The sequence below is a fragment of the Streptomyces turgidiscabies Car8 genome (genome assembly GCF_000331005.1).
Classification (GTDB): Bacteria; Actinomycetota; Actinomycetes; order Streptomycetales; family Streptomycetaceae; genus Streptomyces; species Streptomyces turgidiscabies.
Genome location: NZ_AEJB01000143.1, coordinates 1 through 13,332, shown reverse-complemented (window position 1 = coordinate 13,332; position 13,332 = coordinate 1). Strand labels below are relative to the sequence as shown.

Sequence of the window (13,332 nt, the reverse complement as noted above, 5' to 3'; positions counted from 1 at the left end):
CAAGTCCGGCGGCACCACCACCGAGCCCAAACTTTCCGTCTACACCCGGCAGGAATTGCTGGGCATGAGCCGGCTCCAGGGCAACGGGTTCGAGCACGCCCGACTGCGTCCCGGCGACCGGATCGCCAACCTCTTGTACGCCGGAGACACGTAGCCGAGCCGTTCTCCAATGAGTGGGTTTAGGTGCGATGGGGGTCCCCCCGGCGAGTGCATTCGAGCTGGGGGAGTGCTCTCGTCTGGGCGCGTGCCGTAATCTCGAAGCCTGGAGCCCGCTGTTCCCGGGACCGGACCTTGAACCACAACTTGGGGTTGCACAGCAGATGACTGCGATTTCTCTCGGCATGCCGACCGTTCCGACCAAACTCGCCGAACGCCGGAAGAGCCGGCAGATCCAGGTCGGTTCGGTGGCCGTGGGCGGAGACGCCCCGGTGTCGGTGCAGTCGATGACGACGACGCGTACGTCGGACATCGGGGCCACGCTCCAGCAGATCGCCGAGCTGACGGCGTCCGGCTGCCAGATCGTGCGGGTGGCGTGCCCCACGCAGGACGACGCGGACGCGCTGGCGACCATCGCGCGCAAGTCGCAGATCCCGGTGATCGCCGACATCCACTTCCAGCCGAAGTACGTGTTCGCCGCGATCGAGGCCGGCTGCGCGGCGGTCCGGGTGAACCCCGGCAACATCAAGCAGTTCGACGACCAGGTCAAGGAGATCGCGCGCGCCGCCAAGGACCACGGCACCCCGATCCGCATCGGCGTCAACGCCGGTTCGCTGGACCGCCGGCTCCTCCAGAAGTACGGCAGGGCGACGCCCGAGGCGCTCGTCGAGTCGGCGCTGTGGGAGGCGTCGCTCTTCGAGGAGCACGACTTCCGGGACATCAAGATCTCCGTCAAGCACAACGACCCGGTGATCATGGTCAACGCCTACCGCCAGTTGGCCGCCGCCTGCGACTACCCCCTCCACCTCGGCGTGACCGAGGCGGGCCCCGCGTTCCAGGGCACCATCAAGTCGGCCGTCGCCTTCGGCGCGCTGCTCAGCGAGGGCATCGGCGACACGATCCGCGTCTCCCTGTCGGCGCCGCCGGTCGAGGAGATCAAGGTCGGCAACCAGATCCTGGAGTCCCTCAACCTCCGCCAGCGCGGCCTGGAGATCGTCTCGTGCCCGTCGTGCGGGCGCGCCCAGGTCGACGTCTACAAGCTGGCCGAAGAGGTCACCGCCGGCCTGGAGGGCATGGAGGTCCCGCTGCGCGTCGCGGTCATGGGCTGCGTGGTGAACGGCCCCGGCGAGGCCCGCGAGGCCGACCTCGGCGTCGCCTCCGGCAACGGCAAGGGCCAGATCTTCGTGAAGGGCGAGGTCATCAAGACGGTCCCCGAGTCGAAGATCGTCGAGACCCTGATCGAGGAGGCGCTGAAGATCGCCGAACAGATGGAGCGGGACGGCATCACTTCCGGCGAGCCTTCGGTGTCCGTGGCGGGCTGAGGGGACTGCTTGTCAGCGCCGACCGGCATTTCCAGCCCGTCCGGCGTTTGAGGACGAGGCCCCTTCAGGGCCGAAGCGGGGGTCTGGGGGCGCAGCCCCCAGCAACGGCAAGCCAAGCCGACGGTCACTCACAAGCAAGCGGCATCAACCACAGGGGACGACGCCGCCAAGCTTCCGCAGGTACAGTGCGGAGATCTAGCAGACCGCATTGGTGAGGCCCCGTACGTGTTGACGCAGACCACCTCCCGGGTGCTCGACCCGGGCGACCTGGACGCCGCGCTCGCCGTCCTCGGCCGCGAGCCGGTCGCCAACGCCTTCGTGACGTCCCGGGTCCAGGTGGCCGGCCTCGACCCCTGGCGCCTCGGCGGCGAGATGTGGGGCTGGTACGAGGACGGCATGCTCACCAGCCTCTGCTACGCGGGCGCCAACCTGGTCCCCATCTGCGCCACCCCCCGCGCCGTACGCGCCTTCGCCGACCGGGCCAGGCGAGCGGGCCGCCGCTGCTCCTCCATCGTCGGCCCCGCCGAGGCCACCACCCAGCTGTGGCGGCTTCTCGAACCGAGCTGGGGCCCCGCCCGTGAGGTCCGCCGCCATCAGCCCCTCATGGTCACCGACCGGCTGCCCGACCCCTCTCTCGTCGCCCCGGATCCGTACGTCCGCCGTATCCGCAAGGACGAGATGGAGACGATCATGCCGGCGTGCGTGGCGATGTTCACCGAGGAGGTCGGAATCTCGCCACTCGCGGGCGACGGCGGACTCCTCTACCAGGCCCGGGTCGCCGAACTGGTCGGCTCCGGCCGCTCCTTCGCCCGCCTCGACGAGCACGGCAGGGTCGCCTTCAAGGCCGAGATCGGCGCCGCGACCTCGCAGGCCTGCCAGATCCAGGGCGTGTGGGTGGCCCCCGAATACCGGGGCCACGGCCTCGCCGGCCCCGGCATGGCCGCCGTACTGCGCTACGCCCTCGCGGACGTGGCCCCCGTGGTCAGCCTGTACGTGAACGACTTCAACACCCCCGCCCGCCGGACCTATCTGCGGGTGGGCTTCCAGGAGGTCGGGGCGTTCATGAGCGTCCTGTTCTGAAACGCCCGCCGTCGGCCGGGCGGTCCTGGGGGACGAGGCTCGGCCACATCCGCCCCGCTCCCATCAATCAGCCTCCGCACCCCCTGTAGTCTCCGGGCATGCCGCGCTTTCCCGGTCAGGGCCACCGTCACCCCCGCCCCCACGAGGTGGTCGTCGGCCCCCTCGACCTCGCCGCCCGGGTCGACGAGGCGCTCGCCGTCCAGGCAGTGGCGTTCGGACTCGGCGCCGACGAGGTCGCCGTACGCAGGCAGATCGTCCTGCGGCATCTGAGCTACCCGGGCGCCCGCGCGCTCGGCGCGACCACTCCCGAGGGACGGCTCGCCGGATTCGTGTACGGCATGCCGAACGACCGTACGCACTGGTGGTCCACCGTCGTCGAGCCTTATCTGCGCAGACAGGGCCACGACGCCTGGCTCGACGACTCGTTCGTGATCACCGAACTGCACGTCCACCCGACGTTCCAGAACATCGGTGTCGGCCGCGCCCTCATCACCACCATCACCGACGGCGCCGCCGAACCCCGCTCGATCCTCTCCGCGATCGACACCGACAGCCCGGCCCGCGGCCTCTACCACTCCCTCGGCTACGAGGACCTGGCCCGCCAGGTCCTCTTCCCCAGTGCCCCGAAGCCGTACGCCGTGATGGGCGCCCCACTGCCGCTGCGCCGACGCTAGACCGTGCCCCCACGGGCGAACCGATTTCCACCGCCCCGCACCCCCCGGCTAACCTCCTGCCATCACCCTTACGCAGCAGGAGTCGAGAATCATGGCCCAGGCCCAGGTCCAGCGCATGTCCCGTTTGATGTTCAAGACACTGCGTGACGACCCGGCCGACGCCGAGGTGCTCAGCCACAAGCTGCTGGTCAGGGCCGGTTACGTGCGTCGTACCGCCGCCGGTCTGTGGTCCTGGCTGCCGCTCGGCAAGAAGGTCCTGGCCAACGTGGAGCGGGTCGTCCGCGAGGAGATGGACGCCATCGGCGCCCAGGAGGTCACGCTCCCCGCCCTGCTGCCGAGGGAGCCGTACGAGGCGACCGGCCGCTGGGACGAGTACGGCCCCGAGCTGTTCCGCCTGGGCGACCGCAAGGGCGGCGACTATCTCCTCGGCCCGACCCACGAGGAGATCTTCACCCTCCTGGTCAAGGACCAGTGCACGTCCTACAAGGACCTGCCCGTGATCCTCTACCAGATCCAGAACAAGTACCGCGACGAGGCCCGCCCGCGTGCCGGCATCCTGCGTGGCCGCGAGTTCCTGATGAAGGACTCCTACTCCTTCGACACCGAGGACGAGGGCCTGGCCAAGTCGTACGCCCTGCACCGCGAGGCGTACCAGAAGATCTTCGCGCGTCTCGGCCTCGACTACCGCATCTGCGCCGCCACCGCGGGCGCCATGGGAGGCTCCAAGTCCGAGGAGTTCCTCGCCCCGGCCGCCGCCGGCGAGGACACCTTCGCCGACTGCCCCAACTGCGACTACGCCGCCAACACCGAGGCGATCACGTACGCGCTCCAGCCGGTGGACGGGTCGGCCGTACCCGCCCTGGAGGAGATCCCCACCCCCGAGACCCCGACCATCGAGACGCTCGCCGCGTACCTGGACGTGGCGGCGTCGGCCACGCTCAAGAACCTCCTGATCAAGGTGGACGGCGAGATCGTCGCGATCGGTGTCCCCGGTGACCGTGAGGTCGACCTGGGCAAGGTCGAGGCGCACTTCGCGCCCGCCGCCGTCGAACTCGTCACCGCCGAGGACTTCACCGGCCGCGACGACCTCGTACGCGGCTACGTCGGCCCGCAGGGCCTGGAGAAGGTCCGCTACCTCGCCGACCCGCGCGTCGCCCCCGGCACCGCCTGGATCACCGGCGCCAACCAGGCGGGCGTGCACGCGAAGAACGTCGTCGTCGGCCGTGACTTCGAGGTCGACGAGTACATCGACTCCGTGGTCGTCCAGGAAGGCGACCCCTGCCCGGCCTGCGGCACCGGCCTCAAGCTGGACCGCGCCATCGAGATCGGCCACATCTTCCAGCTCGGCCGCAAGTACGCCGACGCCCTCGGCCTCGACGTCCTCGGCCAGCAGGGCAAGCCGGTACGCGTGACCATGGGCTCGTACGGCATCGGCGTCTCCCGCGCGGTCGCGGCCCTCGCCGAGCAGCACGCCGACGAGCAGGGCCTGTGCTGGCCCAAGGAGATCGCCCCGGCCGACGTCCACGTCGTCGCCGCCGGCAAGGCCCTCCAGACCGAACTGGCCCTCGACGTCTCCGACAAGCTGGCCGCGGCCGGCGCCCGCGTCCTGGTCGACGACCGCGCCGGCGTCTCCCCGGGCGTCAAGTTCACGGACGCCGAGCTGATCGGCGTACCGAAGATCCTGGTGGCGGGCCGTCGTTCCGCCGAGGGCGTCCTCGAACTGAAGGACCGCCGGACGGGCGAGCGCGAGGAACTGACGGTCGAGGAAGCGATCGCCCGCCTGACCGCCACCGCGTGACGGCGGCCATGATTTAAAGCCGCCTCTCAGAGAGTTCTCGGGAGGCGTATGGACGCCTCACAGACTTCTCTCAGGCAGGTCCCCGAACGTAGGGCGTGACACAGAGTCACGTCCTACGGAGGGGAACGGCCATGACGGTCAGGGAGCGGGTGCGGGGAGCCGCCGCGGCGGTACGCAGAGGGATGCGGCGTACGGCGGCCGTTGCGGCGGCGGTCTCGCTGGCGGCGGCAGCCGGAGTGTTCGCCCTCGTCGGCACGATGGAGTCGGACGCGAGCGCGAGCGCGAGCTCCACTTCGGACTCGACATCCAGTTCGAGCAGCAGCACGGACACCAGCACCGACACCACCACGGACACATCGTCCACGTCGTCCACGTCGGACAACTCGTCCTCGACGTCTTCGGATTCCACGGACTCCTCGGATTCCACGTCCAGCGGCCTCCAGTCCTCCTCGGACGACCTGACGTCCTCCTCGGGCTCCGCCGACTCCACCTCGGGGGCGTCGTGATGGCCACCGCCGTCCGCCCCACGGCCGTCGCCGACTGGCGGGCCCTCGGCACCAGCGTCCGGCTCGTCACCACCGACCCGGCCCTGCTGGACTCCTGCAACCTCCTCCTCGCCCGTCACTTGGCCGAGGTCGACGCCACCTGCAGCCGCTTCCGAGACGACTCCGAACTCTCCGCCCTGGACGGCACCGACGGCCGCCCGACCCGGGTGAGTCCACTGCTCGCCGAGGCCCTGGCAGTGGCCCTGCGCGCGGCCGAGGCGACTGCCGGAGCCGTGGACCCGACGGTCGGCTCGGCGATGGACGCCCTCGGCTACGACCGCGACTTCACCCTCGTCCAGGAGGACGAGCGTCCGGTACGGCTCACCGTGCGGCGCGTCCCCGGCTGGCGCCGGATCCATCTGGACCGCGACACCGGAACCGTCACCGTCCCGGCCGGTATCCGCCTCGACCTTGGCGCCACCGCCAAGGCCTGGGCCGCCGACCGGGCCGCGCGAACGCTCGCCCTGGCCGCCGGGTGCGGAGTCCTGGTGAGCCTCGGCGGTGACACGGCGGTCGCGGGCCCGCCTAGGACAGGCGGCTGGCGTATCCGCGTCCAGGACGTCACAGGGCCGGCGGAAGAGCCGCCCGCAGAGGGCCCGTACGCCACGATCGGCCTCCACAGCGGCGGACTCGCCACCTCCGGCACGGCCGCCCGCCAGTGGCGCCGGGGCGAGCACACCCTCCACCACATCATCGACCCGAACACGGGGCTCCCCGCCCGCACCCCCTGGCGTACGGTCTCCGTGGCGGCGGCCACCTGCGCCGACGCCAACGCGGCGACCACAGCGGCCCTGGTCAAGGGCGCGGGCGCGGAACGCTGGCTGACAGGCCTCGGCCTCCCGGCGAGGCTCGTGGCGAGAGACGGAACGGTCGTGACGACGCCGGGCTGGCCCGGTTCGCCTTTCGTGGAAGGGACTTCGGCACTTCCCTGCACCACCCGCACCCCCGCGGACCCGGAGGCAGCCGCATGACCTCCGAAACCCTCTGGTACGCCAACCGGGCGACAGGCGCCGTATGCCTGGTCCTCTTCACCGTCGTCGTCCTGCTCGGCATCGCCGTGAGACTCCGGACCAGACTCCCCGGCCTGCCCAGGTTCGGCACCGTCACCCTTCACCGCACGCTCTCCCTCTCCGCCACCGCCTTCCTCGGCCTCCACATAGCCGCCGCGGTGATCGACGGCTACGTCGACATCACCCCCCTCGACGCCCTCGTCCCGTTCGTCTCCGACTACCAGCCCCTCTGGCTCGGCCTCGGCACGGTCGCCCTCGACCTGATGCTCGCGGTGCTGGTCACCAGCCTGCTGCGCGCCCGACTCGGCCACCGCACCTGGCGTGCCGTGCACCAACTCGCGTACGCCTCCTGGCCGATCGCCCTCGTCCACGGCATCGGCATCGGCACAGACACCGGCGCCGACTGGATGACCTGGCTGACCGTGGCCTGCGTCGCCGCGGTCCTCGCTGCCTTCGGCATCCGTACGGCCCACGCCGTACGAGCCTCCCGCCGGACCCCGGCCGCCCTGCTCCACACACCGGAACGCCCGCTCGAAGGGGCCCGCTCATGACCACCACGTACGCCGACGTCCTCATGCCGCCCCGCCTCCTGGCCCCCGGCGGCGCCCCGGCCGACTCCACCACGCACGAGCAGCGGTACGGCCCCGTCTCCTACGGCGATCCGGCCCAACTCCTGCGAGCCGTCGGCGAGTCGGGACTCACCGGCCGCGGCGGAGCCGCCTTCGCCACCTACCGCAAGCTCGTCTCCGTGGCCGACGCCGGAGGCCGGACCGGCCGTGCCCCGGTGGTCGTCGCCAACGGTGCCGAGGGGGAGCCCGCGAGCCGCAAGGACAAGACTCTGCTGCACCTCTCGCCCCATCTCGTCCTGGACGGACTGCAGTTGGCGGCGGAGGCGGTCAGCGCCGGAGAGGCTTACCTCGCGGTGGAGGCGGGCGCGAGCCATCTGGCGGCGGCCCTCACCGAGCGCCGCCGCGACCCGCTGCCCGTCAAGGTCGTCCGCGTTCCCCGACGGTTCCTGTCCGGCCAGTCCTCCGCCCTCGCCTCGTACGTCTCCGGTGGCGCCGCCCTCCCGCAGTACCAGCGCCCGCCGGTGCGGGAGCGCGGGGTGCGCCGGGCCCCGACCCTTGTCCAGAACGTCGAGACGCTGGCCCACCTCGCGCTGATCGCCCGCTACGGCGCCGACTGGTTCCGGGCCGCCGGAACGCCCTCGGAACCGGGCAGCGCGCTGTGCACGGTGCATGTGCCCGGGCGTGAAGGGCGGGTCGTCGAGGCCCCGTTCGGGATGCCGATCGGCAGGCTGCTGCCGCTGGGCCCCACCGGAGCGGTCCTCGTCGGCGGTTACCACGGCACCTGGATCCCGGCCCCCGAGGCGGCCCGACTCCCGCTGAGCAACGTCCACTTGGGCGCGGGCGTGCTCGCCGTACTGTCCGCCGACCACTGCGGCCTCGCCGAAACCGGCCGCGTCCTGCGGTACTTGGCCCTTCAGTCGGCCGGTCAGTGCGGCCCCTGCCGGAACGGACTGCCCCGGATCGCCGCCGCGTTCCGGACCCTGGCCGCTCCCGGCCCCCAGGGCACGGTCCGAGCGGACGTGGCCCGCTGGGCAGGCCTGGTCGAGGGACGCGGCGCCTGCCACCACCCCGACGGCACGGTCCGCCTGGTCCGCTCGGCCCTGACCACCTTCGCCACCGAACTCGACGCCCACGCGACCGGCTACTGCACAGCCACGGACCGGACCCCGCTCCTGCCCGTCCCCGACGAGAGCAGCTGACATGACCATCGACATCGACTGGACGGCCTGCCAGGCCCACGGCCTGTGCGCCGAACTACTCCCGGAACACATCACCTTGGACGAATGGGGCTACCCGATCCTCGACGGCACCCCCATCCCGGCCGGCACCGTGAAACGAGCCCGCAGAGCGGCGTCCGACTGCCCCGTCCTGGCCCTGAAGCTCACTCGCGGCTGACACACCCAGGGGCGCGGGGCTGTGACATGTGCGGCTCCGCCGCGTGGGCGCGACAAGCCCTCACCAGCCCGCAGGCGACAGTGAACGGCAACCTCAAAGCCACCCGGCGAACTCCAACAACAACTCCGCATCCCGCACACGCCCCACACGACGTGCCCGAACCCCCGACTCCACCGCCCGGAACAGCGTCCACCCCCGCAGCCGCTCCTGATCCACATCCAGCGACTCCGCAAGCCGCTTCACCCGACGCCGAGTGATCGCCGCTCCCGACGGCGACGCGATCAGATCCTCCACCCGGTCCCGGACCAGCCGCGCCAAATCGAACGCGCACTCACCGACCACCGGATCCGGCCCCACCGCCAGCCATGGCGCCCGCTCCGCGGCCAGCACCTTGCTCTGCCGGAACGTCCCGTGCAGCAACCGCTCCTCCGGCGGCGCGACCAGCAGCTCCGTACGTGCGGCGAGCGCCGTCTCAACCAGCGATGCCACCTGCGCGTCGGCGCCGGCACTAGCCTCCATCGCCTCCGCCTGGCGCCCGGTACGAGCGGCCACCGTCTCGAACACCGCGTCCGACCCGGCGGGCGGCTCCACCCACAGCCGCCGCAGCGTCCCCGCCGCCTCCAGCAGGGCCTTCGCCTCGGGCAGCGACCGCACCGACACATCCGGATGGAGCCGCTCCAGCAACAGCACACCCTCGCCGCTGGAGCCGACGGCATCGGCGGACGGCTCCAGCAACTGCACCGCGCCCGCCCCGCCCCAGTGCGCCAGCGCCGCCCGCTCACTCTCCGGCCGGGCCCGGCGCGGTGCGAGCTTCAGGACGGCGGGCACGTCGTCAGCCCGCCGCACCAGCATCACCAGACTGCTCCGCCCGCCCGGAACCTGCACCCGCTCCATGGTCAACACGCGTAGATCCAGGGCCTGTTGAGCAGCCAAGGGCAGCCGCGTCAGCCAGTCGTCAGCGTCCGGTACCGTCTCGCCGAGCGCCCTCACCAGACGGGGCGGCGGTTCGAAAGCCATGCGCGAGTCGTTCCTTCCGGTGCGCGGTACGCGGTATGCGGTTCGGGCTACGCCGAGGGTGTCACCGACGCCGTGGCCGATGCCGACGCGGAGCCGGCCCGCTCGGCGAGCCCAGGGAAGGGTACGCTCCCGCCCCGCCAGCGCACCGCCCGCACCGCGGCCTCCCGCAGCGCGTCGGCGCCCGTCCGGCGCCGCTCGCCCCCGGCTGCCCGGACCAGGTCGGAGTACACCCCGGCGACCCGCTCCTCCAACTCGGCCGCGAGACGGACGGCGGCGTCCGAGTCCTGCACGGGGAACGGCAGGGCGTATCCGGCCGCCGCCGCCACCGGCTTGCTCCCGAGGGCCCGCACCGTGCGCGCCAGTTCGTCACGCCGGGCCCGATGGGCGTCGTACGCGGCCATCGCCTCGGTCCGACGGGCCTCACCGATCAGCCCGCCGACGACGCCGTACCCGTACACCGCCGCGTGCTCGGCGGCCAGCGCGGCCTGGAGCGCGGTCACCTCGCCGGGGTCCTTCTCCGCTTGCTTCGCCTTCGCCCCGCTCACTTCATGCCCTCCGTCAGCAGATACACATGCGCGGCCCCGGCCGCCGCCACCGAGGCCAGCACCCGCGCCAGCTCACCCGGCACGTCGAGCAGCGCCTTCGTACGCCGGTCCACGAGGGCCCGTTCGGCGGCGACGAGCCCGGCGAGAGCGTCCCGCTCACTGACCGGCACCGCGGGAGCCGAAGGTGGCGCGGCTGCCGACGTGGAAGTCGATGTGGACGTCGGTGTGGGTGTGGGGGTCGGCGTAGGTGTCGGTTCGCCGCCCCCGAACGCCTTCGCGTGCCGTTGGACCTCCGCCCGCAGCTCCGACAGCCGCTCCGCCAGCACCGGGAACGCGGCGATCGCCGTGTCGTACTGCTGTACGAGGCCTGTGCTGTCGTGGGCCGCACGCGCGCGCGTGCGCTCGGCGACCGACGGGCTGCCGGAGCTTGTGACCGTCGAGTCGGGCTCGGCGGTGCAGCCCACGAGGAGAGCGGCGCCCGCGGCCGAGGCGAGCAGGGTCCTTCGGCGCGGACCCGGAGAGGTTCCCAGCGGGATGCGCGACGGCGGGGGGAACGGCACGGCAGACGTCCTCGGAGGGCTCGTACGAACGGGAGACCACGGAAAACAACGGAAGGGCGGCACGCCCGTGATCACCGTACCCGCGCCCCGGCCCGGCAGCCGCCACCGGCGCAGCCGGGCGACGGGCGGCGTCCCGGTGGACGGCAACACCCCCTGGGACCGGATACCCTTTGACCTGACACGCGACCTACCCACAACAGCACACGCGGCCGAGGAGTCACCCGGATGAGCACCACCCAGAGCGAGAGGCTTCGAGAGCTCCTGGAGCCGCTCGTCAGCTCGCAGGGTCTCGATCTCGAAGAGATCGCAGTGGAGTCAATCGGGCGCAAGAGAGTGCTGCGGGTCGTCGTCGATTCCGACGACGGCGCCGATCTGGACGCGATCGCCGATGTGAGCCGCGCGCTCTCGGCGAAGCTCGACGAGACCGACGCGATGGGCGCGGGGGAGTACACCCTGGAGGTCGGTACCCCCGGCGCCGAGCGTGAACTCACCGAGCACCGGCACTACGTACGCGCCGTCGAACGCCTGGTGCGCTTCCAGCTCACCGAGGGCGGGGAACTGGTCGCCAGGATCCTGACCGTGGACGACGAGGGCATGGATCTCGAAGTGCCGGGCGTGAAGGGCCGGAAGGCCACCGCCCGCAGGCTCGCCTTCGGCGACATCGAAAAGGCCCGCGTCCAGGTCGAGTTCAACCGTAAAGACAAGCAGGACAAGCAGGACATGACGGAAGAAGAGGAGGCGTAGCCGTGGACATCGACATGAGTGCCCTGCGGGGCTTGGTGCGGGAGAAGGAGATCTCCTTCGACCTGCTGGTCGAGGCGATCGAGTCGGCCCTCCTCATCGCCTACCACCGCACCGACGGAAGCCGCCGCCACGCGCGCGTGAAGCTCGACCGGGAGACCGGTCATGTGACCGTGTGGGCGAAGGAGGACCCCCAGGAGCTGGAGGAGGGGCAGGAGGCGCGCGAGTTCGACGACACTCCGTCGGACTTCGGCCGGATCGCCGCCACCACCGCCAAGCAGGTCATCCTGCAGCGCCTGCGGGACGCCGAGGACGACGCGACGCTCGGCGAGTACGCGGGCCGCGAGGGCGACATCGTCACCGGTGTCGTGCAGCAGGGCCGCGACCCGAAGAACGTGCTGGTGGACATCGGCAAGCTGGAGGCCATCCTGCCGGTGCAGGAACAGGTCCCCGGGGAGAACTACACGCACGGGCTGCGGCTGCGGTCGTACGTCGTGCGCGTGGCGAAGGGCGTGCGCGGTCCGTCCGTCACCCTCTCGCGCACGCACCCCAACCTGGTGAAGAAGCTCTTCGCGCTGGAGGTCCCGGAGATCGCCGACGGTTCGGTGGAGATCTCGGCCATCGCACGCGAGGCCGGCCACCGTACGAAGATCGCCGTCCGGTCCACGCGCAGTGGCCTGAACGCCAAGGGGGCCTGCATCGGCCCCATGGGTGCCCGGGTGCGCAGTGTCATGGCCGAGCTGAACGGCGAGAAGATCGACATCGTCGACTGGTCGGACGACCCGGCCGACATGGTGGCGAACGCGCTGTCCCCGGCGCGGGTCAACAAGGTCGAGGTCGTCGACCTCGCCGCCCGCTCCGCGCGCGTGACGGTCCCCGACTACCAGCTGTCGCTGGCGATCGGCAAGGAGGGCCAGAACGCCCGGCTCGCGGCCCGGCTGACCGGCTGGCGGATCGACATCCGCCCGGACACCGAGCAGCCGTCCGAGCGGCCCGCTGAGCAGCCCCGCGACCGCTAGGGGAATAGATCCAAGCCGCAGGTGGCTTGGATCACGACAACAACCGTTCGATTGTTGCCCCAAAGGGGTGAGGTCGTTTCGGGGAGGTAGACTTAGGAGTGTCTGGCCGGACGCGTGCCCGCGTATGCCCTGAACGCACCTGTGTGGGGTGTCGGGAGCGAGCGGCCAAGAAGGATCTGCTGCGCATCGTGGCGGTCGAGGGTGAATGCGTCCCCGATCATCGCGGTACGCTGCCCGGCCGGGGTGCGTACGTGCACCCCGCCCTGATCTGCCTCGACCTGGCGGTCCGCCGCCGGGCGTTCCCACGGGCACTGCGTGCCCAGGGAACTCTCGACGTGGTGGCGTTGCGCCGGTACGTCGAAGAGGCAACACCGTAGGACGCGTCGCGCGGAACCCCGTGCGGCTCTGGTACCCCCGCGAGTTGGAAGTAGGTCGAGATTGCGATGAGCACTCGATGAGCACGCGATGAGTACGCCCATGAAGTAGCGACGGTCCGGCCGCAACCCGGACCTAAAAGGAGCGAAGTGGCTAAGGTCCGGGTATACGAACTCGCCAAGGAGTTCGGGGTGGAGAGCAAGGCCGTCATGGCCAAGCTCCAGGAACTCGGTGAATTCGTCCGATCGGCATCCTCGACGATCGAGGCGCCGGTAGTACGCAAGTTGACAGACGCCTTCCAGGGCGGGAGCAGCGCCAAGCCCGGCGCCCCGCGCAAGGCTGCTCCCAAGCCCGGCGCGCCCTCCCCGGCGCAGTCGGCCCGTCCGGCTGCCCCGCGGCCGCCGGCTCCCAAGCCCGCTGCGGCCGAGGCCCCCGCGGCGCCCGCCGCGCCGAGCGCACCGGTCACTCCGGTCACGCCGGCCCCCCAGGGCTCACGTCCGACGCCGGGTCCCAAGCCCGCGCCGAA

At 71.5% G+C, this 13,332-nt stretch carries 16 protein-coding genes; 12 read left to right on the top strand and 4 right to left on the bottom strand.

What is annotated here, in order from left to right:
• Positions 1-320: 320 nt before the first annotated feature.
• From ispG to STRTUCAR8_RS09135, 4 genes are all read left to right on the top strand, one after another.
• The gene (gene ispG, locus STRTUCAR8_RS09150) at positions 321-1,478 is read left to right on the top strand and encodes a flavodoxin-dependent (E)-4-hydroxy-3-methylbut-2-enyl-diphosphate synthase (protein WP_044471899.1); all 1,158 of its coding nucleotides are present in this window, start codon (positions 321-323) and stop codon (positions 1,476-1,478) included.
• 225 nt (positions 1,479-1,703) lie between these two features.
• Positions 1,704-2,558, top strand: coding sequence for a GNAT family N-acetyltransferase (locus STRTUCAR8_RS09145; RefSeq protein ID WP_006375266.1), 855 nt, complete (start codon positions 1,704-1,706; stop codon positions 2,556-2,558).
• 98 nt (positions 2,559-2,656) lie between these two features.
• Complete coding sequence (locus tag STRTUCAR8_RS09140) at positions 2,657-3,232, top strand: GNAT family N-acetyltransferase (RefSeq protein ID WP_006375268.1); 576 nt, start codon at positions 2,657-2,659, stop codon at positions 3,230-3,232.
• A gap of 91 nt (positions 3,233-3,323) precedes the next feature.
• A complete protein-coding gene (locus STRTUCAR8_RS09135; RefSeq protein WP_006375271.1) occupies positions 3,324-5,030 on the top strand; it encodes a proline--tRNA ligase in 1,707 nt (568 codons plus the stop codon).
• Positions 5,031-5,136: 106 nt separating this feature from the next.
• Here the strand turns inward: STRTUCAR8_RS09135 and STRTUCAR8_RS54040 are convergent, their stop codons facing one another.
• Entirely contained in the window at positions 5,137-5,520 is a 384-nt protein-coding gene (locus tag STRTUCAR8_RS54040) for a hypothetical protein (protein WP_234372731.1), read from the bottom strand.
• 15 nt (positions 5,521-5,535) lie between these two features.
• Here STRTUCAR8_RS54040 and STRTUCAR8_RS09125 point away from each other — a divergent pair, with 15 nt between their 5' ends.
• From STRTUCAR8_RS09125 to STRTUCAR8_RS09110, 4 genes are read left to right on the top strand one after another with little or no spacing between them, the layout of a single operon-like run.
• Positions 5,536-6,546: an FAD:protein FMN transferase gene (locus tag STRTUCAR8_RS09125; RefSeq protein ID WP_006375276.1), complete on the top strand. Its 1,011-nt coding sequence runs from the start codon at positions 5,536-5,538 to the stop codon at positions 6,544-6,546.
• Entirely contained in the window at positions 6,543-7,136 is a 594-nt protein-coding gene (locus STRTUCAR8_RS09120; RefSeq protein WP_006375265.1) for a ferric reductase-like transmembrane domain-containing protein, read from the top strand. The genes STRTUCAR8_RS09125 and STRTUCAR8_RS09120 overlap by 4 nt, the downstream gene beginning before the upstream one ends.
• Positions 7,133-8,353 carry an NADH-ubiquinone oxidoreductase-F iron-sulfur binding region domain-containing protein gene (locus STRTUCAR8_RS09115; protein ID WP_006375270.1) on the top strand — a complete coding sequence of 407 codons (1,221 nt, stop codon included), beginning with the start codon at positions 7,133-7,135 and terminating at the stop codon, positions 8,351-8,353. The genes STRTUCAR8_RS09120 and STRTUCAR8_RS09115 overlap by 4 nt, the downstream gene beginning before the upstream one ends.
• A gap of 1 nt (position 8,354) precedes the next feature.
• Entirely contained in the window at positions 8,355-8,549 is a 195-nt protein-coding gene (locus STRTUCAR8_RS09110) for a ferredoxin (RefSeq protein WP_006375275.1), read from the top strand.
• Between the two features lie 93 nt (positions 8,550-8,642).
• Here STRTUCAR8_RS09110 and STRTUCAR8_RS09105 read toward each other — a convergent pair whose 3' ends face one another.
• Genes STRTUCAR8_RS09105 through STRTUCAR8_RS09095 form a run of 3 tightly spaced genes read right to left on the bottom strand, consistent with a single transcriptional unit; the run spans position 8,643 to position 10,671 of the window.
• Complete coding sequence (locus tag STRTUCAR8_RS09105) at positions 8,643-9,566, bottom strand: aminoglycoside phosphotransferase family protein (RefSeq protein WP_006375267.1); 924 nt, start codon at positions 9,564-9,566, stop codon at positions 8,643-8,645.
• A 47-nt stretch (positions 9,567-9,613) separates the two neighbouring features.
• A complete protein-coding gene (locus STRTUCAR8_RS09100) occupies positions 9,614-10,111 on the bottom strand; it encodes a ferritin-like domain-containing protein (protein ID WP_006375264.1) in 498 nt (165 codons plus the stop codon).
• Positions 10,108-10,671, bottom strand: a complete 564-nt coding sequence (locus STRTUCAR8_RS09095; protein WP_006375278.1) for a hypothetical protein — start codon at positions 10,669-10,671, stop codon at positions 10,108-10,110. Before STRTUCAR8_RS09095 ends, STRTUCAR8_RS09100 begins: the two co-directional genes overlap by 4 nt.
• A gap of 225 nt (positions 10,672-10,896) precedes the next feature.
• Here STRTUCAR8_RS09095 and rimP point away from each other — a divergent pair, with 225 nt between their 5' ends.
• From rimP to STRTUCAR8_RS09075, 4 genes are all read left to right on the top strand, one after another.
• Positions 10,897-11,415 carry a ribosome maturation factor RimP gene (gene rimP / locus STRTUCAR8_RS09090; protein ID WP_006375277.1) on the top strand — a complete coding sequence of 173 codons (519 nt, stop codon included), beginning with the start codon at positions 10,897-10,899 and terminating at the stop codon, positions 11,413-11,415.
• 2 nt (positions 11,416-11,417) lie between these two features.
• A complete protein-coding gene (gene nusA / locus STRTUCAR8_RS09085; RefSeq protein WP_006375263.1) occupies positions 11,418-12,431 on the top strand; it encodes a transcription termination factor NusA in 1,014 nt (337 codons plus the stop codon).
• Positions 12,432-12,529: 98 nt separating this feature from the next.
• The gene (locus STRTUCAR8_RS09080; RefSeq protein ID WP_006375269.1) at positions 12,530-12,808 is read left to right on the top strand and encodes a YlxR family protein; all 279 of its coding nucleotides are present in this window, start codon (positions 12,530-12,532) and stop codon (positions 12,806-12,808) included.
• 147 nt (positions 12,809-12,955) lie between these two features.
• Positions 12,956-13,332: translation initiation factor IF-2 N-terminal domain-containing protein (locus STRTUCAR8_RS09075; protein ID WP_006375273.1), on the top strand; the 377-nt coding region annotated here is incomplete at its 3' end.

Bases quoted from the DNA above. Each gene is read 5' to 3' on its own strand.
- ispG (WP_044471899.1), top strand. From the start codon at position 321: ATGACTGCGATTTCTCTCGGCATGCCGACCGTTCCGACCAAACTCGCC.
- STRTUCAR8_RS09140 (WP_006375268.1), top strand. From the start codon at position 2,657: ATGCCGCGCTTTCCCGGTCAGGGCCACCGTCACCCCCGCCCCCACGAG.
- STRTUCAR8_RS09135 (WP_006375271.1), top strand. From the start codon at position 3,324: ATGGCCCAGGCCCAGGTCCAGCGCATGTCCCGTTTGATGTTCAAGACA.
- STRTUCAR8_RS09125 (WP_006375276.1), top strand. From the start codon at position 5,536: ATGGCCACCGCCGTCCGCCCCACGGCCGTCGCCGACTGGCGGGCCCTC.
- STRTUCAR8_RS09120 (WP_006375265.1), top strand. From the start codon at position 6,543: ATGACCTCCGAAACCCTCTGGTACGCCAACCGGGCGACAGGCGCCGTA.
- STRTUCAR8_RS09115 (WP_006375270.1), top strand. From the start codon at position 7,133: ATGACCACCACGTACGCCGACGTCCTCATGCCGCCCCGCCTCCTGGCC.
- STRTUCAR8_RS09110 (WP_006375275.1), top strand. From the start codon at position 8,355: ATGACCATCGACATCGACTGGACGGCCTGCCAGGCCCACGGCCTGTGC.
- STRTUCAR8_RS09105 (WP_006375267.1), bottom strand. From the start codon at position 9,566: ATGGCTTTCGAACCGCCGCCCCGTCTGGTGAGGGCGCTCGGCGAGACG.
- rimP (WP_006375277.1), top strand. From the start codon at position 10,897: ATGAGCACCACCCAGAGCGAGAGGCTTCGAGAGCTCCTGGAGCCGCTC.